Origin of the sequence: Methylobacterium nigriterrae, assembly GCF_037106235.1 — a bacterium.
Classification (GTDB): domain Bacteria; phylum Pseudomonadota; class Alphaproteobacteria; order Rhizobiales; family Beijerinckiaceae; genus Methylobacterium; species Methylobacterium nigriterrae.
Genome location: NZ_JBAWTG010000001.1, coordinates 91,483 through 113,362, shown reverse-complemented (window position 1 = coordinate 113,362; position 21,880 = coordinate 91,483). Strand labels below are relative to the sequence as shown.

General features: G+C 71.5%; 22 protein-coding genes. 8 read left to right on the top strand and 14 right to left on the bottom strand.

Annotated elements, in window-relative coordinates:
• Window positions 1–81 precede the first annotated feature (81 nt).
• The 5 genes from WDW90_RS00530 (at window position 82) to WDW90_RS00510 (ending at window position 4,044) form a co-directional block, all read left to right on the top strand.
• Entirely contained in the window at window positions 82–1,479 is a 1,398-nt protein-coding gene (locus WDW90_RS00530; RefSeq protein ID WP_336485295.1) for an aminotransferase, read from the top strand.
• Between the two features lie 252 nt (window positions 1,480–1,731).
• Window positions 1,732–1,941 carry a hypothetical protein gene (locus WDW90_RS00525; protein WP_336485294.1) on the top strand — a complete coding sequence of 70 codons (210 nt, stop codon included), beginning with the start codon at window positions 1,732–1,734 and terminating at the stop codon, window positions 1,939–1,941.
• A 231-nt stretch (window positions 1,942–2,172) separates the two neighbouring features.
• Window positions 2,173–3,102, top strand: a complete 930-nt coding sequence (locus WDW90_RS00520) for a metallophosphoesterase (protein WP_336485293.1) — start codon at window positions 2,173–2,175, stop codon at window positions 3,100–3,102.
• Between the two features lie 73 nt (window positions 3,103–3,175).
• A complete protein-coding gene (locus tag WDW90_RS00515; RefSeq protein ID WP_336485292.1) occupies window positions 3,176–3,616 on the top strand; it encodes an ABC transporter ATPase in 441 nt (146 codons plus the stop codon).
• Window positions 3,583–4,044 carry a hypothetical protein gene (locus tag WDW90_RS00510; RefSeq protein WP_336485291.1) on the top strand — a complete coding sequence of 154 codons (462 nt, stop codon included), beginning with the start codon at window positions 3,583–3,585 and terminating at the stop codon, window positions 4,042–4,044. Before WDW90_RS00515 ends, WDW90_RS00510 begins: the two co-directional genes overlap by 34 nt.
• Before the next feature lie 46 nt (window positions 4,045–4,090).
• Here WDW90_RS00510 and WDW90_RS00505 read toward each other — a convergent pair whose 3' ends face one another.
• The 8 genes from WDW90_RS00505 to WDW90_RS00470 all read right to left on the bottom strand — a co-directional run bounded on the left by WDW90_RS00505 (window position 4,091) and on the right by WDW90_RS00470 (window position 12,270).
• The gene (locus WDW90_RS00505; protein ID WP_336485290.1) at window positions 4,091–5,623 is read right to left on the bottom strand and encodes an acyl-CoA carboxylase subunit beta; all 1,533 of its coding nucleotides are present in this window, start codon (window positions 5,621–5,623) and stop codon (window positions 4,091–4,093) included.
• 111 nt (window positions 5,624–5,734) lie between these two features.
• The gene (locus WDW90_RS00500; RefSeq protein ID WP_336485495.1) at window positions 5,735–6,529 is read right to left on the bottom strand and encodes an ATP12 family chaperone protein; all 795 of its coding nucleotides are present in this window, start codon (window positions 6,527–6,529) and stop codon (window positions 5,735–5,737) included.
• 50 nt (window positions 6,530–6,579) lie between these two features.
• Complete coding sequence (locus WDW90_RS00495) at window positions 6,580–7,278, bottom strand: HAD-IA family hydrolase (protein ID WP_336485289.1); 699 nt, start codon at window positions 7,276–7,278, stop codon at window positions 6,580–6,582.
• A gap of 22 nt (window positions 7,279–7,300) precedes the next feature.
• Window positions 7,301–7,708 (bottom strand): hypothetical protein, encoded by a 408-nt coding sequence (locus WDW90_RS00490; RefSeq protein WP_336485494.1) that lies wholly within the window; start codon window positions 7,706–7,708, stop codon window positions 7,301–7,303.
• Between the two features lie 138 nt (window positions 7,709–7,846).
• A complete protein-coding gene (locus WDW90_RS00485) occupies window positions 7,847–9,238 on the bottom strand; it encodes an RluA family pseudouridine synthase (RefSeq protein WP_336485288.1) in 1,392 nt (463 codons plus the stop codon).
• Window positions 9,239–9,297: 59 nt separating this feature from the next.
• Window positions 9,298–10,545, bottom strand: a complete 1,248-nt coding sequence (locus WDW90_RS00480) for an Hsp70 family protein (RefSeq protein ID WP_336485287.1) — start codon at window positions 10,543–10,545, stop codon at window positions 9,298–9,300.
• A 73-nt stretch (window positions 10,546–10,618) separates the two neighbouring features.
• Entirely contained in the window at window positions 10,619–10,948 is a 330-nt protein-coding gene (locus WDW90_RS00475; RefSeq protein ID WP_336485286.1) for a GlpM family protein, read from the bottom strand.
• 8 nt (window positions 10,949–10,956) lie between these two features.
• Window positions 10,957–12,270, bottom strand: a complete 1,314-nt coding sequence (locus WDW90_RS00470) for a replication-associated recombination protein A (RefSeq protein WP_336485285.1) — start codon at window positions 12,268–12,270, stop codon at window positions 10,957–10,959.
• A gap of 154 nt (window positions 12,271–12,424) precedes the next feature.
• Between WDW90_RS00470 and WDW90_RS00465 the strand changes: the two genes are divergently transcribed.
• Window positions 12,425–13,342: a M48 family metalloprotease gene (locus tag WDW90_RS00465; RefSeq protein ID WP_336485493.1), complete on the top strand. Its 918-nt coding sequence runs from the start codon at window positions 12,425–12,427 to the stop codon at window positions 13,340–13,342.
• 12 nt (window positions 13,343–13,354) lie between these two features.
• On the opposite strand, the gene WDW90_RS00460 is transcribed toward WDW90_RS00465, so the two are convergent.
• The 4 genes from WDW90_RS00460 to WDW90_RS00445 all read right to left on the bottom strand — a co-directional run bounded on the left by WDW90_RS00460 (window position 13,355) and on the right by WDW90_RS00445 (window position 18,089).
• Window positions 13,355–14,815 carry a Do family serine endopeptidase gene (locus tag WDW90_RS00460; RefSeq protein WP_336485284.1) on the bottom strand — a complete coding sequence of 487 codons (1,461 nt, stop codon included), beginning with the start codon at window positions 14,813–14,815 and terminating at the stop codon, window positions 13,355–13,357.
• A 134-nt stretch (window positions 14,816–14,949) separates the two neighbouring features.
• Entirely contained in the window at window positions 14,950–15,963 is a 1,014-nt protein-coding gene (locus WDW90_RS00455) for a phasin family protein (RefSeq protein ID WP_336485283.1), read from the bottom strand.
• Between the two features lie 177 nt (window positions 15,964–16,140).
• A complete protein-coding gene (locus tag WDW90_RS00450; RefSeq protein ID WP_336485282.1) occupies window positions 16,141–16,494 on the bottom strand; it encodes a phasin in 354 nt (117 codons plus the stop codon).
• A gap of 308 nt (window positions 16,495–16,802) precedes the next feature.
• Window positions 16,803–18,089, bottom strand: coding sequence for a glycosyltransferase (locus WDW90_RS00445; protein WP_336485281.1), 1,287 nt, complete (start codon window positions 18,087–18,089; stop codon window positions 16,803–16,805).
• Between the two features lie 111 nt (window positions 18,090–18,200).
• Here WDW90_RS00445 and WDW90_RS00440 point away from each other — a divergent pair, with 111 nt between their 5' ends.
• Entirely contained in the window at window positions 18,201–19,472 is a 1,272-nt protein-coding gene (locus WDW90_RS00440) for a glycosyltransferase family 4 protein (protein ID WP_336485280.1), read from the top strand.
• Between the two features lie 99 nt (window positions 19,473–19,571).
• Window positions 19,572–19,757: a hypothetical protein gene (locus tag WDW90_RS00435; RefSeq protein ID WP_336485279.1), complete on the top strand. Its 186-nt coding sequence runs from the start codon at window positions 19,572–19,574 to the stop codon at window positions 19,755–19,757.
• A 74-nt stretch (window positions 19,758–19,831) separates the two neighbouring features.
• Here WDW90_RS00435 and WDW90_RS00430 read toward each other — a convergent pair whose 3' ends face one another.
• The gene (locus WDW90_RS00430; RefSeq protein WP_336485278.1) at window positions 19,832–21,025 is read right to left on the bottom strand and encodes a hypothetical protein; all 1,194 of its coding nucleotides are present in this window, start codon (window positions 21,023–21,025) and stop codon (window positions 19,832–19,834) included.
• A gap of 33 nt (window positions 21,026–21,058) precedes the next feature.
• The gene (locus WDW90_RS00425; RefSeq protein ID WP_336485277.1) at window positions 21,059–21,766 is read right to left on the bottom strand and encodes a C1 family peptidase; all 708 of its coding nucleotides are present in this window, start codon (window positions 21,764–21,766) and stop codon (window positions 21,059–21,061) included.
• Window positions 21,767–21,880: the final 114 nt, after the last annotated feature.

Here is a 21,880-nt window from a genome sequence, read left to right as displayed (position 1 = left end):
GCCGCGCGTCGTTCGGGTTTATGGGACCGCATCGGGCCGGTAGTGTGGCAGCGATCTCCCGCACCCGATCCGGATGGTCCCATGCTCTCGAACCTCGCGGCCCGCGACGTCGAAACCCTCGTGCATCCCTACACCAACCTTGCCGCCTTCCGCGAGACGGGACCGCTGGTGCTCGAGCGCGGCCACGGGGTCTGGGTCTACGACACGGACGGGCGGCCTTATCTGGAGGGCATGGCCGGGCTGTGGTGCACGGCGCTCGGCTACTCGAACGCGGAGCTCGCCGAGGCCGCGGCCGAGCAATTCGCGCGCCTGCCCTTCAGCCACCTGTTCTCCGGCCGCAGCCACGACCCCGCGATCGAGCTCGCCGAGACGCTGAAGGAGCTCATGCCGGCTCCCACCTCGAAGGTGTTCTTCACCTCGTCGGGCTCGGAGGCTAACGACACCCAGGTGAAGCTGACCTGGTACATGAACAATGCGCTCGGGCGCCCGCGCAAGAAGAAGATCATCTCCCAGCTGCGCGGCTATCACGGGGTCACCGTGGCGAGCGCCTCGATGACCGGGCTGCCGGCGAACCACGCCGATTGGGACCTGCCGCTGCCGGGCTTCCTCCATGCGGCCTGCCCGCACCATTACCGCTTCGCGCAAGCGGGCGAGAGCGAGGCCGATTTCTCGACGCGACTCGCCGCCGAACTCGACGCGCTGATCCAGCGCGAGGACCCCGAGACGGTGGCGGCCTTCATCGCCGAGCCCGTGATGGGCGCAGGCGGCGCCATCACGCCGCCCGCGGGCTATTTCGCGAAGATCCAGGCCGTGCTCGAGCGCTACGACGTGCGCCTCATCGCCGACGAGGTGATCTGCGGCTTCGGCCGGCTCGGCACCTGGTTCGGCAGCGAGGCGCTGGGGATGCGACCGGCCACGGTCTCCTTCGCCAAGGCCCTGACCTCGGCCTACATGCCGCTCGGCGGCGTCTCGATCGACGAGCCGCTGTATCAGGCCATGCTCGCCGAGAGCGGCAAGCTCGGCACCTTCGGCCACGGCACCACCTATTCGGGCCACCCGGTCGCCTGCGCGGTCGCCCTCAAGACCCTGGAGATCTACCGGCGCGACCGGATCGTCGAGGGGGTGGCCGAGAAGGCGCCCCATTTCCAGGCCCGGCTCGCCGGCCTCGGCGGCCACCCGCTCGTCGGCGAGGCGCGCGGCATCGGCCTGATCGGCGGTATCGAGATCGTGGCCGACAAGGCGACGAGGGCCCAGTTCGACCCAAAGGCGGGCGTCGCGGCGCGCTGCGTCGCCTTCGCTCAGAGTGAAGGGTTGATCGTGCGCTTCCTCGCCGGCGACCGGGTTGCCGTCTGCCCGCCCCTCGTGATCCGGCCGGACGAGATCGACGCCCTGTTCGATCGCCTCGCGCGCGCCCTCGACCGGACGGCCGAGTGGATCGCGGCCGAAGGGCTCCAGGCGGTGCCGGCACCCGGACGCTAATCCGGCCGGCGGCGCTCGTCACACGGTCGATTGTATTGGGTCGGGACGATCCCTGACATTGACCGGCGGAATCGGAAGCTTTGCCGGTTCCTTAATCCCGCGTTCAGCTTGGTTGACTGCAAATGAGGCGCGGGTCGCCGAGGAATTGTCTTCGGATGGCCCCGAACCAGCCCGAGCGGCGTCGCGATCGGCCCTCAAGACCGCTGCCGAGGCCGAAGAGGCCGTATCAGGTCACCGAACAGGACACGTTCCATGTACCCGTCCAGCGAAACCCAGACCGTGGCGACCGAGACCGGGCGCCGGAAGACGGATCCGGATCGCGAGAGATTCCGGCCCGTGGCGCTGCCGGCGCTCGCCGCCGCGGTGCGCGTGAAGGCCCCAGTCGCCCGCAAGCCCGAGGTTCGTCCGGGCGAGCGCCGCGGCATCCTGGAGATGCTGCACGAGGATGCGCCCGTCCTCTGAGGATCTCCGATCGACTGGCTCTCCACCGCATCGGGTGCCCGCACGGCGCTTTGCGCGCGTTTCGCGAAAGTGCGCATCGGCACCATGCGGACCGGCTAAGTCTTCAGGCTTAAGGATTGGCGGAGGATTCGGCGCTAGGGTGTCGCTGCCTGTACCGGCGGCCCGTGCCGTCAGGCTGTCCATCTTGATGGCCAGGGTAGGCGACCCGATCCGCGCCCGAAGGATGTCCGCATGCTGATCCTGCCGAGTCGTCGGCAGTTCCTCTCCGGTCTCGGCGGCATGGCCGCGCTGACCGCATCCACAGGCGTCTATGCCTTCGAGATCGAGCCGCTGCACCGGCTCGTGGTGACGCGCTACGCCCCCACGTTGCCGCGCTGGACGCCGGGCCTGTCCCTGCGCGTGGCGGTCCTCGCCGATTTCCACGTGGGCGAGCCCTACATGCCGCTCGATCGCATCGCCGAGATCGTCGATGCCACGAACGCCCTCAAGCCCGACCTCATCCTGATGCTCGGCGATTATCCCGGCGGGCCGAAGGTGGTGCGGCGGCGCGTCCCGATCTCGGATTTCGCCCGCGTCGTCCGCGAACTCCGGGCGCCGCTCGGCGTCCACGCGATCCTCGGCAACCACGATTGGTGGGACGACCGGGTCGCCCAGCGCACCCGCAGCGGTCCCTGCGAGTCGCAGCGCGAGCTCGAGGCCGTCGGCATCCCCGTCATGGAGAACGACGTCCTGCGGCTGGCGAAGGACGGGCAGCCGTTCTGGCTCGCCGGCATCGGCGACCAGGAGCCCTTCGTGATCTGGGGCGACTGGCGCGGGCGCGACGACCTGCCGGGCACCCTCGCCAAGGTGACCGACGACGCGCCGGTGCTCCTTATGGTGCACGAGCCCGACATCTTCATGGACGTGCCCGACCGCGTCTCGCTGACGCTGGCGGGCCATACCCACGGCGGCCAGATCCGGATCTTCGGCTACTCACCCGTGATCCCGTCGGTCCACGGCAACGATTTCGCCTACGGCCACGTCGTGAAGGACGGCCGGCACATGATCGTGTCCGGCGGCTTCGGCGTCAGCCGCGTGCCGGTGCGCCTCGGCGTCCCTCCGGAGATCGTGCTCGTCGATCTCGGCTCGCCCCCGCGCGTTGCCGCCGCGGCGACGGGCTGAGCGCGGCGAGCGGCGATACGCCTCGCGAGCGACGCCTTCGCGCGACGCGGGTCGCGCGCTAGCTTCGAGAGCCATGCGCGCAATCCTGACCGCCCTTCTGCTCACCGCCGGCACGCCCGCGCTCGCCGACGAGTGCGGCGACCTGATCGACCGGGTGGCGTCGGAAACGAAGGCCGAGATCGGAAACCGCAGCCTCGACTTCGCGAATTTCACCCTCGCGCCCGATACCACGCTGACGCTCGCCTGCGGGACGCCCTCCTCAGTCGGCGCGCAGTTTCGCGGCGAGAAGCCGCCGGAGGCCTATTTCGCGCTGTTCGGCCGGGCCGGCCACGCCGTGACGGGCATCGACGCGGCGACGATCGAGCAGGCCGCCCACACGGCACGCGACGCGGCGACGCGGCTGCGCCACAGCAATGTCGACGCGGGCGGCGCGCGCGTTACCTGTTCGGTGACGACGTCCGAAAAGGGACCGTTCACCCTATGCGCGGTGATCGAGCACAGCGACCGAAGCTGACCGGCCTCTGCCTCGCGGCGGCGCTCGCGGCCGCGGCACCGGCCTCCGCCCAGGAGCCTCCGGACCGGCGCGAGGAGCGCACGTACCTGAACAACTGGAGTGAGCTGCGCGCGGCTCTGGCGCGCTGCTGGCAGATCCCGCCGGGCACCGAGGGCTCGACCATCGCCTTCCTGTTCGGCCTCGACAGGACGGGCGCCATCCGAGGCACGCCGCTCGTGACCGCGCGGCGGATCGAGGGTGATGCGGAGGCGGGCCGGCGCTACGAGGAGGCCGCCCGGCAGGCGCTGGAACGCTGCTTCCCGGTCTCCATCACGCCGAGCTTCGCCCGCGCGCTCGGCGAGAGCCCGATCCGCTTGCGCTTCGTCAACACGCCGCCGGCGCCGGCCTATCAGATCAATTCCAACATCACGATCTTCGCGCCGCCCTGAGGCGGATCGCACCGCCGGCATCCGGTGCGACCGCCCGAAGATCTCCTCAGAGCGGGATGTTGTCGTGCTTCTTCCAGGGCTGCTCCATCTCCTTGGTGCGCAGCATCCCGAGCGCCCGGGCGATGCGCTTGCGGGTGGAGTGCGGCATGATCACCTCGTCGATGTAGCCGCGCTCGGCCGCCACGAAGGGCGACAGGAAGCGGTCCTCGTACTCGCTCGTGCGCGCGGCGATCTTCTCGTCGTCCCCGATCTCGGCCCGGAAGATGATCTCGACGGCGCCCTTGGCGCCCATCACCGCGATCTGGGCCGTGGGCCAGGCGTAGTTGATGTCGGCGCCCACATGCTTCGAGGCCATGACGTCGTAGGCGCCACCGAAGGCCTTGCGGGTGATGATGGTGACGAGCGGCACCGTCGCCTGGCTGTAGGCGAACAGGAGCTTGGCGCCGTGCTTGATCAGGCCGCCATATTCCTGCGCGGTGCCCGGCAGGAAGCCCGGCACGTCCACGAAGGTGACGATCGGGATCGAGAAGGCGTCGCAGTAGCGCACGAAGCGGGCGGCCTTGCGCGAGGCATCCGAATCGAGGACGCCCGCCAGCACGAGGGGCTGGTTCGCCACGAAGCCGACGGTGCGGCCCTCGATGCGGCCGAAGCCCGTGATGATGTTGCGGGCGTAAGAACCCTGGATCTCGAAGAAGTCGCCCTCGTCGACGACGCGCCGGATCAGCTCGCCCATGTCGTAGGGCTTGTTCGGGTTGTCGGGGATCAGGGTGTCGAGGCCCTTGTCGAGGCGGTCGACGTCGTCGAAGCTCTCGATCTCCGGCACGCCGTCGATGTTGTTGGCGGGCAGGAAGTCGAGCAGGCGCCGGATCTGCAGGATCGCCTCGACGTCGTTCTCGAAGGAGCCGTCGGCGATCGAGGACTTGGTGGTGTGAACCTTGGCGCCGCCGAGTTCCTCCGCGGTCACCACCTCGTTGGTGACCGTCTTCACCACATCGGGGCCCGTCACGAACATGTAGCTTGTGTCGCGCACCATGAAGATGAAGTCGGTCATGGCCGGCGAGTAGACGTCGCCGCCCGCGCAGGGTCCCATGATAACCGAGATCTGCGGGATGACGCCGGAGGCCAGCACGTTGCGCTTGAAGACCTCGCCGTAGCCGCCGAGCGCCGCCACGCCCTCCTGGATGCGGGCTCCGCCGGCGTCGAAGATGCCGATGATGGGCGCGCGCATCTTGAGCGCCATGTCCTGGACCTTGACGATCTTCTGGGCGTGCGCCTCCGAGAGCGAGCCGCCGAAGACAGTGAAATCCTTCGAGAACAGGAAGACGGTGCGGCCGTTGATGGTGCCCCAGCCGGTGACGACGCCGTCGCCCGGGATCTTCTGCTTCTCCATCCCGAAATCGCTCGAGCGGTGCTGCACGAACATGTCGAATTCCTCGAACGACCCGTGGTCGAGCAAGAGTTCGATGCGCTCGCGCGCCGTCAGCTTGCCGCGCTTGTGCTGGGCGACGACGCGGTTCTCGCCGCCGCCGAGACGGGCCTGCGCGCGCCGCTCCTCGAGCTTCTCGAGAATATCCTTCATGACGTCACGGCCCCGGGCTGAGTTGAATACAGAATACTCTGCAACCGCACAGGCTTGGCGGTTCGCGAGATCCGGCCCCTTAGCACGAGAGTTTCGTCCGCGAAAACGCCGCTACGCGCTGAGCGCGGCAACTTGCGCGGCGGCGTCGAACTCGGCGCGGCGCAAGGCGAGCCGCTGCTCGGCCTCGGCATCCCGCCCCCAGACGCTCGCCTGGTAGGTCTCGTCGACATGGGCGGCCGCCCAGGCCTCGTCGGGGCTCAGCCTGCCGTGGAGAACGGCGAGGGCGATCAGGAGCGAACCCGTCAGCGTCGTCATCGTGTGGAGCGCCGCGAGCCGGAACGGGCCCTCGGTCGCCGCGACGGCCCCGCGGATGGCGCGCACCGAGCCCTCGGGCTGGTCGACGTGCATCACGCCCTCGCTGAGGATCAGGCGCGCGCCGAGCGCCTCGTGCGCCCAGTCGAGGATCGGGTCCCAGGTCTCAGCCTGCGCGGCGACGAGCCGCTCGGGCGAGGCGGCGCGGTAGGCGACGAGGTCGGTGCCCGCATAGGCCGAGAGGTCGTCGATCACCGCATCCCGGCGCGGCGCGACGCCGTCGATCGCGGTGTTGACGAGGCGCGTCACCGGCATCCGGGCCGGATCGATCGATTCGCCCTGCGCGCCCCACTCGGTCGCCAGGACTTCCGCGAGGGCGCGCGAGGGCACCGCCAGCGGGTTGCGGGCCGGGGTGTTGGCCGGGCGCCCGTCGAGGGTCAGACGGAAGCCGCCCTCGCCGTCGGCGAACCCCGCCTCCTTGTAGAAGCGCTTCGGCAGGGCCGGCTTGCCCTGGCTGCGGGCTGCCCGCAGGGGATCGGGACGCGGGGCATCGGAGGGCTCGCCGAGCCAGTCCTTGGTGACATCGTCGCTCATCGGGCCGAGATAGTGCATCCGAACGCCCGGCGCGAGGCCGGCGTCCGGCCTCATTCGCGGCCGAGCTCGTCCGCGATGGCGCCCGCCTCCGGACCGTCGAGAGGGCCGGAGAACAGGTTGCCGAGATCGGCCGCCGTCTCCACCACCGTCACGGCGCCCGCCGCGTAGAGCGCGCCCGGCGTGTGGTAGCCCCAGGCGACGCCGACGGCTGCGGCGCCCGCGCTGACCGCCATCGCCATGTCGTAGCTCGTGTCGCCGACCATCACCGTGCGCTTGGGCGCGATTCCGGTCTCCTGCATGGCTTGGATCAGCATCGCCGGATCGGGCTTCGAGGGCGCGTCGTCGGCGGTCTGCGTCGTGGAGAACCACCCCTCCCAGCCGTTCGCCGCGATCAGGTGGTCGACGCCGCGCCGGGACTTGCCCGTCGCGAGGCCGAGCTGCACGTCGTCGCGGGCGCGAAGCCGCGCCAGGAGATCGGCCATGCCGGGAAACAGCGGCTCCTCGTAGTTCGGGTCGAGCCGCAGGGCGTTGAAGGCGCGCTTGTAGCTCTCGGAGAGCTCTGCGATGGGTCCGTCCTCGCCAACGAGGCGGCGAAACGCCTGCGGCAGCGACAGGCCCACCACCGAGAGCGCGACCGCGCGGCTCGGCGCAACGAGGCCGTGCTCGGCGAAGGCCGTGCCCTGCGCGGCGACGATGAGGTGCTGGCTGTCGACGAGTGTGCCGTCGACGTCGAAGACGACGAGCTTCACGGCCGGTGGCGGACGAGCCGCCTCACGGCCGGCGCACCGGAGGCGCGGCAGGCTGCTGCGCGGGCGCCGGCGGAGCGGCGGGCTGAGCGGCCGGAGGCTGCCGGTTGCGCTCGTAGCCGAGGCGGCAGCGGATCAGGAAGCGTCGACGTGCGCCCCCGCGCAGGCCGCGCTGGTGCGAGATGCGGTTGCAGGACGCATAGGAATTCCGCCGCCGCCGCTCGGCCGCCTTCGGCTGCGGAGCGGCCGCGCGCGCGGCCGGCTGGGCCGATGGCTGGGCGGCGGGCTGTGCAGCCGCCGGAGCAGGGGTCGCCAGGGTGGCCTTGGGCGCGGCCGCGCCCGGCTGCGGCGTCGGCTGCGCGGCATCGGCGAGGCGCGGCCCCGCTGCGAGAAGGCTCAGGACGGTCGCGCAGGCCAGCGTCGCAAGCTTCATCAAGATGGGTCTCGCTGCATGTTCGATCCACGGCCGAGCGCCGGCCTGCCGGGCAGGGCCGGCAATCCCCGCGAGCGAGAGAATAAGGCGTGCGCGAAGCTTGCCAAGGCGCCCCGCCTCACCTCGCCCGCGGGTCGCTCAGGCCTCGGGCGCGTCGACGATCGGATCGTAGCGCGCAGCGTCGAAGCCGAGCAGGTTCCAGCTCTGCGCCATGTGCGGCGGCAGCGGCGCTGTGACGTCGATGGGCTGGCCGGTGCGCGGATGCGGGATCACGATGCGGCGAGCCAGCAGGTGCAGGCGGTTCTGTATGCCGCCCGGCAGCTCCCAGTTCTCGACGGCGAAGTATTTCGGGTCGCCGACGATCGGGTGGCCGATATGGGCCGCGTGCGCGCGCAGCTGATGGGTCCGACCCGTCACCGGCTTGAACGACAGCCAGGACAGCTTTTGCGCAACCTGATCGACCATCGCGTAGTAGGTGAGCGCGTGGCTCGCGCCCTCCTCGCCGTGCTTGGCCACGCGCATGCGGGCATCGGCATCCGTCGGCTCGTCCTTGGCGAGATAGGTGGAGACGCGTCCCTGGCGCACCCGCGGCACGCCGGCCGTGAGCGCCCAGTAGATCTTGCGCGCCGCGCGCGAGCGGAAGCTCTTGGCCAGCGTCGCGGCGGCAAGCCGGGTCTTGGCCACGATCAGGCAGCCCGCCGTGTCCTTGTCGAGGCGGTGGACGAGGCGCGGCCTCTGCCCGTCCGGACCCGTCAGCGCCTCGAGCAGTCCGTCGACGTGCCGCACCGTCCCGGACCCCCCTTGCACCGCGAGGCCGAAGGGCTTGTTCAGCACCATCATGTCGGCATCCTCGTACAGGATCAGCGAGCGCAGGAACTCGGCATCGCCCGCCTCCCGCGCGCCGCCGCGCGGACGATCCGCCGGCTGGTCGAGCTTGAGCGGGGGCACCCGCACGCTCATCCCGGGCTCCAGCCGGTCGCTCGGCTTGGCGCGCTTGCCGTCGACGCGCAGCTCGCCCTTGCGGACAATGCTCTGGACGCGGGTGAAGGGCAGCTGCGGAAAGCGCGCGGTCAGGAAGCGGTCGATGCGCATGCCCGCCTCGTCCGCCTCGACCGTCAGGGTCTGGACGCCGCTCGCGAGGGTGGCGGAGGCGGCCGCGCGCTGCTGACGCCGGGTCGGACCTTCGGCGGGCGCCGGCTCGCGGGCGGGCGGACGGCGCGGCGGCGCCCCCTCGCCCGCTCGCCCTGGGCCGCGTCCGGCCGGGCGCGCACGCGGCGAGCGGATCGGAGCGGCCTCGTCCCCCTGCTCCCACGGCGCGCGATCGACCGGGTCGTCGCCGCGCATGCGGGCCGCGCGCTGCGCCGCGTCGAGGGCGCTCGTGCGCGGGCCGGTGCGGGCGCGGTCGGGCCGTGCAGGGCCGCCGAACCGCGCCGGGGCGCCGGGCCGCTGGCCCCGCGCGGGCGGCTTCGATCCACGGCCCGGGGGCTTCCCGCCCTTCGACCCGCCGCGATGTGGAGGCTTGCCTGTCATGATGCCGCTGCTAGCACCCGGCCGGGGGAACGACAATTCGCGTGCTCAGCATCGCCCGGTCAGGCCGCGCGCCGCGCCGCCTCCAGCGTCAGGCCGGTGCCGACCGAGCCGAAGGTGTCGCCCTCGACCACGCGGGCCGCAGGCAGGCAGGCCGTGAGCGCGGCGCGCAGGTGCGGCAGGCCGGTCGAGCCGCCGGTGAGAAAGAGCGCGTCGACCTCGGCAGCGTCGATGCCCGCCTGACGCAGGCAGCGGCCGATCCGTTCGGCGATGCGCCGGCTGAGGTCGCCGGTCTGCGCGACGAGGCGTCCGCGGTCGATCTCTGTGGAAAGCCCCGGCTCCATCCAGTCGAGGTCGAGCCGGGCCCCGCCGCTTTCCGAGACGGCGATCTTCGCCCCCTCCACGGCCATGGCGAGGCTGTGGCCGCGCTCCGATTCGATGACCGCGCAGAGCCTGTCGAGGAGCTCGGGCCGGCTGGCGTCGCGGCGCGTCTCCTCGATCTCCCGCAGGGTCTTCGGGTTGTAGAGGCGGTTGATGCTCGACCATGTGGCGAGGTCGTGGAAGTAGGCGCTCGGTACCGCGAGGTCGCCCCGCTTCATCGGGCTGCCGAGGCCGAGGAGCGGCATCACGCTGCCGAGGCTCAGCATCCGGTCGAAATCGGTGCCGCCGATGCGCACGCCGTCATTGGCCAGGATGTCTGAGGCCCGGTCGGAGCGAGCGTGCCGCTCGGGCGACAGGCGCACGATCGAGAAATCCGAGGTGCCGCCGCCGATATCGGCGATGAGCGCGATCTCCTCCGCCCGCACCCGCTGCTCGTAGTCGAGGGCCGCGGCGATCGGCTCGTACTGGAACGAGACGTGGCGGAAGCCGATGCTCCGCGCGATCTCCCGCAGGGCATCCTCCGCGCGGCGGTCGCCGTCGGGGTCGCCGTCGACGAAATGCACGGGGCGGCCGTGCACCACCGTGTCGAGGCTGTCGCCGACCGCGCTCTCGGCATGCGCCTTCACGGCGGCGAGGTAGCGCGCAATGACCTCGCGGAAGCGTACGCGCCGGCGCCCGACCGGTGTCGTCTCCTCAAGGAGGCTCGAGCCCAGCACCGACTTGAGGCTGCGCATCAGCCGCCCGGGCAGGCCCTCGACATAGGCCGTCATCGCGGCGCGCCCGACCACCGGCTCGCGGGCGGGCGCGAAGAAGATCGCGCTGGGGATGGTGACGTGCGGACCCTCGAGCCGCACGAGTTCCGGGCGCCCGTCGCGGATGCGGCCGAGGGTGGTGTTCGAGGTGCCGAAATCGAGGCCGCAGGCCGCCATCGTCGCCGAGATCTCCGGGAGGGGCGGCTCCCCTACAGGCTCCCCGCCCCGCGGTCCAGCGGCACGCTCCGCCTCAGAGCCAGCGCGGCCCGAGGAAGATCGCGAGTGCGACGGCGAGCCACGCGGCGAGGCCGCCGAGGATGGCGAGGCGGAAATCCGTGGCCTGCCCGAGCCACCAGGTCACGCCGAGGAAGGCGAGATAGGCGGGGATCGTGCGCATGCCGGCCAGGCAGGTCTCGCGGAAGCCCGCGGCGTCGCCCTTCGCGCCGACGGCGAGGAGCGCGATGATCGCGAAGGTCGGCGCCAGCGGCAGGATGCCCGGCAGGACGTTGCCGCGACGGGACGCCAGCACGATCGCGACCGTCACGAGGCCGCCGACGAGACCTTTCCAGAGCACGTCCATCGCGGCGCTCAATCCTCGCCGCGCCGCTCGCGCCGCAGCCGCTCCCAGTGAGCGATGCGGTCGGCGTAGCGCGTCTCCATGCCCCGGTCGGTCGGCTCGTAGAAATGCTGCCGGCCGAGGCGCTCGGGCCAGTAATCCTGGCCCGAGAAGGCGTCCGGCTCGTCGTGGTCGTAGCGGTAGCCCTCGCCGTAGCCCATCCGCCGCATGAGCTTCGTCGGGGCGTTCAGGATCGTGCGCGGGGGCGCGAGCGAGCCGTGCTCCTTGGCGGCCCGCGTCGCCGCCTTGTAGGCGGTGTAGACAGCGTTCGATTTCGGCGCGAGGGCGAGGTAGATCGTCGCCTGCGCCAGCGCCAGCTCGCCCTCCGGGCTGCCGAGGAAGTCGTAGGCGTCCTTGGCGGCGTTCGCGATGCCGAGCGCCTGCGGGTCGGCGAGCCCGATATCCTCGACCGCCATGCGCACGAGGCGACGCGCGATGAAGAGGCGGTCCTCGCCGCCATCGAGCATCCGGCAGAGATAGTAGAGCGCCGCGTCGGGATCCGAACCCCGCACGGTCTTATGCAGGGCGCTGATGAGGTTGTAGTGGCCCTCCTGCGCCTTGTCGTAGATGGGCGCGCGGCGCTGGATGATCGCCTGGAGGGTCTCGGCCCCGATCGTCTCGCCGGGCTTGGCCGAGCGCCAAACCTCCTCGGCGAGCGTCAACGCGGCGCGCCCATCCCCGTCGGCCATCCGCACGAGCACGGAACGGGCCTCCTCGTCGAGAGGGAGCGGCTGGCCGCTCAGCGCCTCGGCCCGCACCAGGAGCTTGGCGATGGCCGCGTCGTCGAGCGCCCGGAACAGCAGGACCCGGGCGCGCGACAGCAGCGCGGCGTTAAGCTCGAAGGACGGGTTCTCCGTGGTGGCGCCGACGAGCGTCACTGTGCCGTCCTCCATGACGGGCAGGAAGGCATCGAGCTGGGCCCTGTTGAAGCGGTGGATCTCATCGACGAAGAGCAGCGTCCCCTGCCCCGTCGCCCGGCGCTTGCGGGCGGCGTCGAACACCTTCCTGAGGTCGGGGATACCGGAGAAGATCGCCGAGATCTGCTCGAAATGCAGGCTCGTCTCGTTGGCGAGCAGCCGCGCCACGGTGGTCTTGCCGGTGCCGGGCGGCCCCCAGAACACGAGCGAGCCGAGCGACTTGGAGCGCAGGAGCCGCGTCAGCGCCCCGTCCGGACCCGTCAGGTGTTCCTGGCCGACCACCTCCGCGAGGACCTGCGGGCGCAGGCGGTCGGCGAGCGGGCGCGGCGCCTCGGTCTCGAGCCGGGCTGAGGCGAAGAGGTCGGACATCGGCCCATCAACACTGTGCCCCCGCCTCTCGGCAAGCCCGGCCCCGGCGCGATCCACGATCGTCGCCGCACCGTCCGACCCGGGCCCCTTCCCGCCCGCCGCCACGTTTCCCACCTTGTCAAGGTCCTCCGCCGGAGCGCCGCCCGTGAACGTGATGAAGACCGCCGTGCTTCTGGCCGGCCTCACCGCCCTGTTCGGCGCCGTCGGCCTCGTCCTCGGCGGGCCGCGCGGCATGGGCGCGGCGCTCGGGATCGCGGTTCTGACGAATCTCTACGCCTACTGGCGCTCGGACCATCTCGCGCTCGCGGCGCACGGTGCCCGCGAGGTCGATCGAAGCACGGCCCCCGATCTCGTCGCGATGGTGGCGGATCTCGCCGCGCGGGCCGGCCTGCCGACGCCGCGCGTCTACGTGATCGAGAGCGCGCAGCCCAACGCCTTCGCGACCGGGCGCAACCCCGCCAACGCCGCGGTGGCGGCGACCACCGGGCTCCTCGCGGCGCTCGACCGCGACGAGGTCGCGGGCGTGATGGCGCACGAGCTCGCCCACATCAGGAACCGCGACACGCTGACGATGACGGTCTCGGCCACGCTCGCCGGGGCGATCGCGACGCTCGCCCAGTTCGGCTTCCTGTTCGGCGGCCGCGGCGATGCGCGGCCGAACCCGCTCATCGCGATGGCAACCGCGATCCTCGGGCCTATCGCCGCCATGATCGTGCAGTTCGCGATCAGCCGATCGCGCGAATACGCAGCGGACCGGGAGGGCGGCCTGATCTGCGGCGACCCGCTGTCGCTCGCTCGGGCGCTCGAGCGGATCGAGGCCGGCGTGCGGCGCTTCACGAGCCCCTCGGCGGAGAGCCACCCGGCCACCGCGCCGCTCTTCATCGTCAACCCGCTGGCGGGACGGGGCATCGACAACCTGTTCTCGACGCATCCCGCCACCCGCAACCGCATCGCGGCTCTGGAGGGGCTCGCCGCCGAGATGCGCGGATCGGCGCAGGATCGGACCGGCCGGTCTAGCGACACGTCCGGGGCCGGGCCGCCGCGGCGGGGCGGTCCGGGGCCGTGGGGCTGAGCCGGGCCCCGCCTAGCCGCCGAAGACCGAGGTCAGCACCTCGCCGCCGCGGTTGATCGAGACCTCCCACATGTTCAGCGTGTTGCGGGTCACCCGGTCGAGGTCCTTGGTGCTCGTGATCGCCACGCCGTTGATCGCCACGATGAGGTCGCCCTTCTGCAGACCAGCCCGGTTGGCGATCGAGTTGTCATCGACCGCCTGCACCGCGACGCCCTCGGCCGGGAAATCGACCTGGAGCTCCTCGGAGATGGCCGGCGAGGTGTTCACGAGGGTGGCGCCGAGGAAGGGCGAACGGGTGCGCACCTTCAGGACGTCGCGCGGACGCGTCTCGGGTGCTGGGCCGAGCTTGACGTTGAGGACCTGCTTGCCGGTGCCCCGCAGGATCCCGAACTTGGCCTGGCCCGAGATGCCCTTCAAGGCGAAGCGGTAGCCGAAGGCCTCGGGGTCGTCGACGCCCTGGCCGTCGATGCTGAGGATCAGGTCGCCGCGCTTCAGCCCCGCCTCCTCGGCCGGGCTCTTGCCCTGCAGGCTGGCCACGAGAACGCCGGTCGGACGGTCGAGACCCATGCTCTCGGCGATGTCGGGCGTCACGTTCTGCACGCGGGCGCCGAGCCAGGGCCGGCGCACCGTGCTGGCGCCGCCCTTGGCCGTCTCGACCACGGCCTTCACCATGCTTGCGGGGACAGCGAAGCCGATGCCGTGGCTGCCGCCCGACTGCGAGTAGATCGCCGTATTGATTCCGACGAGCCGGCCTTCGAGGTCGACGAGGGCGCCGCCGGAATTGCCCGGGTTGATCGCCGCATCCGTCTGGATGAAGAACTGGTAGTCGGAGGAGCCGACCTGCGTGCGCGCCAGCGCCGAGACGATGCCCTGCGTCACCGTCTGGCCGACGCCGAAGGGGTTGCCGATCGCCATCACGAAGTCGCCGACCTCGAGGGATTCCGAATCGCCGAACGGCATCGGCACGAGGCCCCCCGTCGGACTCTTAATCTTGACCACGGCGAGATCGGTGCGGGGATCGCGCAGCACGATGCTGGCCTCGAATTCGCGCCGGTCGGCCAGCGCGATCCGCACCTCGTTCATGTTGTCGATGACGTGGTTGTTGGTGATGACGAGGCCCGATTCGTCGACGATCACGCCGGAACCGAGGGACTTCTGCGCGCGCTCGCCCGGCATGCCACCGGGGCCGCGCCCGCGCCCATCCTCACCGAAGAAGCGGCGCATGAACTCGTCCATGGCGCTGCTGCGCGCGGTCGAGCGCTTCTCCACGTGGGAGGCATAGACGTTCACCACGGAGGGTGCGGCGCGCTTCACGACCGGCGCGAAGGAGAGCTGCATCTCTGCCCGGCCCTGCGGCACCGCCTTGGCGGACGCCGCGTCCGGCGTCTTCGCCATCTGGGCCGGCGCGGGGCCGACGGCGGCGAGGAACGCGACCGCGGCGCTCAAGGCGAGCGGAAGGGGCGAGCGAGGCATAGGGGGCTCCCGGAAATCAGATCTCGTCCGGGCCGCTCCCGCCCGGCCGCGCCCGAGGGCGGCCGGTACGGCGGGCGCCGGATTTTCCGGCGCCTTCTATCGCCGCCAAATGCGGCGCGCGAGAGTCCGTTCGCTCAGTGGCGACGGAACTCGACGACCCGGCTCGCCTTGCGGGCGAGGTCGTTCCAGCAGGTCAGCGATGCGTCGGCCGCTCGCTGCATCTCGCCGACCTGGAGGCGGATCAGCTCGGCGGGCGACTTCGCCGCCGTGAGCGCCTGCAGGTGCGCGATCGCCGCCGCGCTCTCGCTGCGCAGGAAGGCGACGAGCGTCGCGTTGATGCCGCCGATATCGAGGGATTGCGGCGAGAGGCTCAGGCCGAGGCGGCCGAGGGTCGAGACGGGCGCGGCCACGGCCGCTGCGGCGAGGTCCGCGATCGGATTCGGCGCGGCGGCCTCCCCGGCCACGAGAGCCACGGGATCCGGTGCCGGCGCCGTCTTGGCCGGTGCGGACTTGGGCGGCGCGGACTTGGCCGTCCCGGGGCGGGCGACGTTGTCCTGCACCGGATCGGCCTCGGGCTTCTTCGCCTCCGGCTTGGCCGGGCTCGACTCGGCCGCTGCGGGCTTCGATTCGGGGGCTTTGGCCAGGGCAGGCTTCACCTCGGCAGCCGCAGCGGGTTTGGCTTCGGCGGGCTTGGTCTCGGCGGGCTTGGTCTCGGCAGCCTTCGGAGCCGTCGAAGTCTCGACGGCGGGCTTGCCGGCGGGCTCGACCGGCGCCGGCTTGAGCGCCCCAGAAGATACCGTCCCGAGAAGCTGGCCCTGGAGCGGCTCCGGCGCGGCCTTGTGCCCGGCGGCCTCGGCGTCCCTGGCCAGCGGCTTGGCGGGCGCGGCCTTGACGGCGGCCTTGGCCGGTTCCGCCTTCGGCGGCGTCGGCTTGGCGGAGGTGGGCTGCGGCGCGGCCGCCTTCACGGCGTCCGGCTTGGAAGCGGCCGGCGCGGCGGGCTGCTTCGCGGGCGGCTTGGCAGAGATGTCGACCCGGGATTGCGGCGACGTCGGCGCCGTGCGCGCCTCGGCCGCCGGCTGCGGGCTTGCCGGCTTCGTCCCTCCGCGGTGCCCACCCCGTGTGGTCCGCTGTGTCCTCCGCTGCACCATTGAAACGTTCTCCCTCACGTCGCTTGATCCTGCCCCGGCTCGTGCCGAGGGTCCGGACGGGCGTCAGCCTCCGGCCGACCGTGTTTGGGGGCTCGAGGCAATGGTCGGAATTCCGCCTCGCTGGCGAAGCGGAACTCCAGTGTCAGGCCCGCCGCGCGGCGGGCCGTCGCTCCGCGTTCAGCGAGCGGCGTTCTGCGCGAGGCTGCCGAAATCCTTGGCCTGGGCCTGCAGAGCGGCGATCTGGCTGCGCACGAACTCCGTCTGCAACTCGAACGCCTCGCGCAGGTCCTTCGAGCGAACGAGCTTCTGAGCGAAGTCGAAGGTCGCGTTGGCGTTCGTCTGGGCGTGGTCGAAACCCTTCGCGACGGCGGCCTGCATCGTCGACTGGAACGTCTGACTCGAGCTCTGCGCCTGCTCGGCAGCCTTGAGCGCATTGCTCATCAGGGTGCCGACGGCGTTGCGCGCCTGGTCGACGGACTTCTCGGCGAAATCGCGCATCTCGGTCGGAATCTCGAAGGTCTGGGTCGTCATGTCGTCTCCTCGAACGTCTTGCGTCGGGCGCGGCGCCTGGGGCCGCGGGCAACGACCGGACTTATGTTGCATTGCAACATGAAAGTCAAGGCGGGGTGAGGCCGCTCGGAAGCAAAGCTCGAACGAGTCGACACGGGAGGCCCGCCGGCCTCAAATCGCCTCGGATCAGTCTAGGACATAGGCCTGTCAGTCGTCAATTTGATGACAGTTTTCCTGAACAGCCTTCAAAAAAGGTCGGCGATGCGGCGCAGCGGGTCGCAAGTTTCGCGAACAGGCCCTCTCGCGGTCTGTGCTTGGGACGCTGAAGCTTAGGCGATATTCAGATCGCGCGTGTCCGGTACCGCACCGACCGGTGCCGGCCCCCGGGATTGTTGCGCCGCACACGAACGATTGGGCACGATGCTGTCGTACAGCAGGGAAAGGTCGCGCGCATGCGCGGCCATCGTCATCGGCCGCGCCCAGAAGTCGGCATACGCGGCGGTTCCCATCGCCGCGGCGCGGGTCTCGTCGGCGAGCGCCGCGACGGCCGCCGCGAGCGCGTCCGGATCCGGCGCGACCACGAAGCCGCCGGCGCCGTGGCGCACCTTCTCGGACGCACCGGATCGTTCCGAGACGATTGCCGGGATACCGGCGGCCAGCGCCTCGTAGACGGTGAGCGGACCGGTCTCGAACCAGCGCGACGGGGCGGCGAGCGCCCGGGCGCGCTGCCGGAGGACGGCGCGCGCCGCCTCGGGCGTCTGCCAGCCGAGCACCTCGACTCCCGGGCGCCCGCGCAGTTCCGCCTCGAGCGGGCCGGACCCGATGAAGAGCGCCCGCAGCCCGGCGCCGTGAGCCGCCTCGGCGACGAGGTCGGCACCCTTCTCGCGGGTCATGCGGCCGACATACACGAGAGCGTCGCCCGCCGCCGGGCTTGCCGGAGGTTCGCGCGTCACGCGCACGGGATTGTCGACGCGGTGATGCTCCAGGGCATAGCCGCCGAGCATGGAACCCATCCGAACCCGGCTCTCATCGCAGATGTGGACGACGTGAAGCCGGCGCGGGCCGATCGCCCATCGGAGGGCGGCCGTGCGGGCGACCCGCACGAGCTTGTGAGCGCGGCTGCGCGAATCGCAAGGGGCGGCGACGCAGCCGGCCGACAGCGGCGCGTGCCCGCAGGGTTCGTCCCGGTCGAACCGGTAGTGGACGCCGTTCGGGCAGGCCAGGAAGTAATCGTGCAGGGTCAGGACGACGGGCGCGCCGGTCCCGAACAGGACCGGGAAGATGCTGGGCGAGAGGCTGCGGGTCCATTGGTGGAGGTGGATGCAGTCCGGCGCGCGCGGCAGTCCGGCGAGCGCGCGTGCCAGGCGTTCGGCGGCGGTTCGGTTCCAGATGCCGGAGAGCGCCGCCGCGAGCGCTGGACGCGTCCAGGCGTCGTGGAGGCCGAGGCAGACACGGCGCAGGCGCGGGTGGTCGAGGAGCGGGTCGACCGCCCCGTCGACGGCCTGGATATAGGTGACCTCGTGGCCCGCCGCCGCGAGGCCGTGCGCGGATTCGAGCGCGACCTTCTCGGCGCCGCCGCTCGGAACCGCGAACTCCGCCAGGATGACGACGTGCATGGCGGACCCCGTCCGCTCAACCGCAGGTGCGGGAGCATCGGCCCGGTTTACGGGCAATCAACTGCCGTCCGGTAAACGGGTGGGCCGATCCTCGGGACGGGAAGCCTCGCCGTGCACGTCTTCATCGTCGCCGATCACGCCCACGTCAACGGCGGGCAGGCCAGGGTCGCGATCGACTCGGCGCTCGGCTTCGCGGGACGCGGGCACCGTGTCACCCTCTTCGCCGCCGTCGGCCCGGTCGACCCGCGCCTCGCCGGTGGCGGCGTGCGGGTGATCTGCCTGAACCAGGACGACGTCACCACGGCGCGGAGCAAGCTCGCCTTCGCCGCACAGGCGATCTGGAACGGGCGCGCCGCCGCGGCGCTGGCGCGCGAGCTCGCCGGGCTCGACCCGCGCGAGACGCTCGTCCACGTCCACGCCTTCGCCAAGGCGCTCTCGCCCGCGATCGGCACCGCCATCCGGGCCTCCGGGCTCGCCTGCCTGTACACGATGCACGAGTTCTTCCTCGTCTGTCCGAACGGCGGCTTCTACGAGTACCCGGCGGCCCGGATCTGCCACCGCACGCCGATGTCGCGCGCCTGCCTCGCCGCGAACTGCGACGCACAGTCATATCCGCGCAAGCTCGCCCGGGTCGCCCGGCATGTCGGCCTCGCGCAGGTGGCGCGCCTGCCCGAGCTGTTCCGCCACGTCGTCACGATCAGCGACCTGCAGGAGCGGGTCGTCGCCCAGCACCTGCCCCGCGGCACCACCTTCCACCGCGTCGACAACCCGATCTCTGTCGCGCAGGCGCCGCCCCGCGAGGCGCCCCCGGGCGATTTCCTGTTCGTCGGCCGCATCTCCACCGAGAAGGGCGCGCCGATCTTCGCGGAAGCGGCGCGCCGGGCCGGGGTGCGGGCGGTCTTCGTCGGCGACGGCGAGCGGGCGGCGGAACTGAAGGCGCGCTACCCCGAGGCGACGCTGCTCGGCTGGCGCGACGCGCCCTCCGTGCAGGCGCTGATGCGCGGCGCCCGCGCCCTCGTCTTCCCGAGCGTCTGGTACGAGGGCCAGCCCCTCACCGTCTACGAGGCGCTCGCCTGCGGCACCCCCGTCATCGTCAGCGACGCCTGCGCCGGCCGTGAGGCGGTGGAGGACGGCGAGACCGGGTTCTGGTTCCGCTCGGGCGATCCGGACGCGCTCGCGGCGCATCTCACCCGCCTGCGGGACGACGCCACCGCCGACCGGCTCGGCCGGGCCGCGCATGCGCGCTACTGGGCGGCGCCGCTCAGCCTCGACGCCCATCTCGACCGACTGGCCGCCGTCTACGAGACGGTTCTGCGCGAGGCCGCGCTCGGGCGCGCCCGCGCCGGCAGCGCCGCCGGTCCGCGCGCCGTGGCGCCGGCCTGAGAGGCGCTGCCTCGCGGACGAGGCGGAAACACCCGAGCCGCTTCGCGTTGACGGGCATCGGCGCCGCATTCCGGTGCCCCGTCATCAGGGAGAGGCAGGATGCCCGAGGACGCGAAGACGAAGCAGACGAACGCCGACAAGCCCGGCTTCCAGCAGGGCAGCGCCAAGCCCGGCGACAAGCAGAACCCCGAGAACCGGCAGGAGGCCCTGAGCGAGCGCCTCGACGAGGCGCTGGAGGAGACCTTCCCCTCGAGCGATCCGGTCTCCGTCAAGGTGACCAAGTAGGACGACGCGCCTCGCCGGTGAGGCGGGGCGCGGTTCCGTCTCACCGGGCGTCGATGGCGCGGCGCCCCGGGATCTCAGCGCGCCGGCACCAGGTCGAGCCTCCTCCGGAGCTGCCGGTTGGCGCCCCGGGACCGCGTCCGGTCCGAAACCGCCGCCTGCACGACGGCCACCGGCTGGTCCTGCGCGGTGATGCGCCGGAGCGTCGACAGGAGCGTCGTCGGATCGTTGTCGAAATCGCCGTGGTGCAGGGCCTTGCTGTCGGGCCCCGGCGCCAGATGCCAGATGGCGCGCTTCGTCCGCCAGAATGCGGCCGGGATGGATCTCGCGTCCCGCTCGAGGCCGAGTAGCGGCGTGCCCCCGAAGATGCCGGCCGTCTCCTCAAGCGCGGCGCGCACGAGGTAGAGCAGCGACTTGTGGTAGATATTGGCGCAATCGTCGTCCTGCTCGGTCGCGTCGTCGAGCGTGTAGAGGTCGAACGCCTCGATCTGCTTCCCCTCGATCAGCGGCCTGTACAGCGCGTCGAACAGCGCCATCGTGCAGGCCGGAGCCCAGAGCGTGACGCTCTTGATCGGGACGCCCTGACCGGCAAGGTGGCTCGCGAGGTGCGCCTGGAAGATCGCACCGGCGCTGTGGCCGACGAGGTGGATCTCGTCGATCGTCCCGGCCTTCTCGAGCGCGACGAGGTGCCCGGCCGTCAGGCGCGCCGCGCCCTTCGCGCGGGTCGTGGCGCGCGTGGCGTTCTCCTTCATCTCGTCCCACAGGGCCTTGCCGCCGAGGAAGCGGGCGAGCGGCTCCAAGGTGTCGTCGATCCGGTCGAGCATGAAGTCCTTCGCCGCGTCGAGGATTCCCTCGCTGCGGCGGCGCGCGAAGGCGTCACGCAGGATGTTGCCGAGCGTCGAGAGCGCGTCGGAGCGCCAGATGAAGGACAGCGGATAGACCTCCGCCATCATGAGGGCGTCGAGGTTGCTGGCCACGGTCTGGATCGCGGCGTCCTCGGCGACGAGCCCGCCATGGGCGTAGAGCACCACGCGCTTCCGGGTCCAGGCCGCCATCCGGCGCGGCATCCGTTGCGTCACGATCTCCTGAAGCCCGGCCTCCGTGAGCCCGTAGGCGCCCTTGTCATCGAGGATGCCGTCGTTCGTCGCGGTGATGATGTGCGGACGCAGCTCGGAATAGATCCGGCTCTCGTAGCTGCGGGGCGCGACCGACAGCATCGCGGCGGAGGCGACGGGCTGCGCGAACTGGATCGGCGCGCCGAGCGCGGCCACCCACACGTCCGTTCCGTTCGCGAGCCAGTCCGCCTAGGTGACGAGGGCGATGCCGTCGGCGCCCCAGTCGCGCCCCCAGCTGTTCTGGATCCAGAAGCCATCCCGGTCGTAGCCGACGATCGCGAAGGCGTGTCCGCCGATCGGGACGGCTCCGGGCTGGTAGGCGATGCGCTCGTCGCCCGGGCGCAGCTGCTGCCAGCCCTCGTGGACGCTCGCCGTCGCGTAGAGTACCCCGACTTCGCTGATCGCGGCGTGCATCGCGACGAGGTCCCGGTGATTGACCCGGAAATAGGCGCCGAGCGGCCGCAGGAGCGCGTCCGCCGAGCGCGCTTCCGTCAGCGTGCGGTCGCGGGCGCCATCCTCCCAGAGCCGCTTCGCGCAGAGCCCGTGCTTGTGCCAGCCCTTCATGGCGCCGCGGGCGCTCGAGCCGTCGTAATCCTCGCCCGGCCACTCGTCGTAGCGCTTGGCCATGGTGTAGAGCATCCAGGCGCTCACCTCATCCGCGCTCGGGTCCTTGCCGCGGGCCCGCAGGAGGTAATTCGCCACGGTCGCGAGGCCGTAGCCCGTGCAGGCGCCCTCGCGACCCTGATCCAGCACCGGGATCCCGAATTTCCGGTAGGCCGCGAGGTCGGAGATCGCGCTCACCGCGACGAGCGCCGGGATGTAGAGCGTGTCCCGGAAGTCGACCGTATCGGGCAGCGCATCGAACGTGCGCGCGGGCGCTTTCCTCGGCCTCGCCATCGGACCCTCCCAGGCGTCGCGAGCGCGAATCAGTCGCGTCTCGTTCCGGACGGGAGAATGATAGTTTCAGGCCGAACACATCCACGCATCATTTCACAGGAGATCATGCGGGAC

Coding starts and splice junctions, on each gene's coding strand:
- WDW90_RS00480 (WP_336485287.1), bottom strand. CDS start 10,545: ATGGCGGCCTGCGGCCTCGATTTCGGCACCTCGAACACCACCCTCGGC.
- WDW90_RS00510 (WP_336485291.1), top strand. CDS start 3,583: ATGCGCGGTGATCGAGCACAGCGACCGAAGCTGACCGGCCTCTGCCTC.
- WDW90_RS00435 (WP_336485279.1), top strand. CDS start 19,572: ATGCCCGAGGACGCGAAGACGAAGCAGACGAACGCCGACAAGCCCGGC.
- WDW90_RS00530 (WP_336485295.1), top strand. CDS start 82: ATGCTCTCGAACCTCGCGGCCCGCGACGTCGAAACCCTCGTGCATCCC.
- WDW90_RS00515 (WP_336485292.1), top strand. CDS start 3,176: ATGCGCGCAATCCTGACCGCCCTTCTGCTCACCGCCGGCACGCCCGCG.
- WDW90_RS00500 (WP_336485495.1), bottom strand. CDS start 6,529: ATGAGCGACGATGTCACCAAGGACTGGCTCGGCGAGCCCTCCGATGCC.
- WDW90_RS00425 (WP_336485277.1), bottom strand. CDS start 21,766: ATGGCGAGGCCGAGGAAAGCGCCCGCGCGCACGTTCGATGCGCTGCCC.
- WDW90_RS00475 (WP_336485286.1), bottom strand. CDS start 10,948: ATGGACGTGCTCTGGAAAGGTCTCGTCGGCGGCCTCGTGACGGTCGCG.
- WDW90_RS00445 (WP_336485281.1), bottom strand. CDS start 18,089: ATGCACGTCGTCATCCTGGCGGAGTTCGCGGTTCCGAGCGGCGGCGCC.
- WDW90_RS00490 (WP_336485494.1), bottom strand. CDS start 7,708: ATGAAGCTTGCGACGCTGGCCTGCGCGACCGTCCTGAGCCTTCTCGCA.
- WDW90_RS00525 (WP_336485294.1), top strand. CDS start 1,732: ATGTACCCGTCCAGCGAAACCCAGACCGTGGCGACCGAGACCGGGCGC.
- WDW90_RS00505 (WP_336485290.1), bottom strand. CDS start 5,623: ATGAAGGATATTCTCGAGAAGCTCGAGGAGCGGCGCGCGCAGGCCCGT.
- WDW90_RS00470 (WP_336485285.1), bottom strand. CDS start 12,270: ATGTCCGACCTCTTCGCCTCAGCCCGGCTCGAGACCGAGGCGCCGCGC.
- WDW90_RS00485 (WP_336485288.1), bottom strand. CDS start 9,238: ATGACAGGCAAGCCTCCACATCGCGGCGGGTCGAAGGGCGGGAAGCCC.
- WDW90_RS00455 (WP_336485283.1), bottom strand. CDS start 15,963: ATGGTGCAGCGGAGGACACAGCGGACCACACGGGGTGGGCACCGCGGA.
- WDW90_RS00460 (WP_336485284.1), bottom strand. CDS start 14,815: ATGCCTCGCTCGCCCCTTCCGCTCGCCTTGAGCGCCGCGGTCGCGTTC.
- WDW90_RS00450 (WP_336485282.1), bottom strand. CDS start 16,494: ATGACGACCCAGACCTTCGAGATTCCGACCGAGATGCGCGATTTCGCC.
- WDW90_RS00520 (WP_336485293.1), top strand. CDS start 2,173: ATGCTGATCCTGCCGAGTCGTCGGCAGTTCCTCTCCGGTCTCGGCGGC.
- WDW90_RS00465 (WP_336485493.1), top strand. CDS start 12,425: ATGAAGACCGCCGTGCTTCTGGCCGGCCTCACCGCCCTGTTCGGCGCC.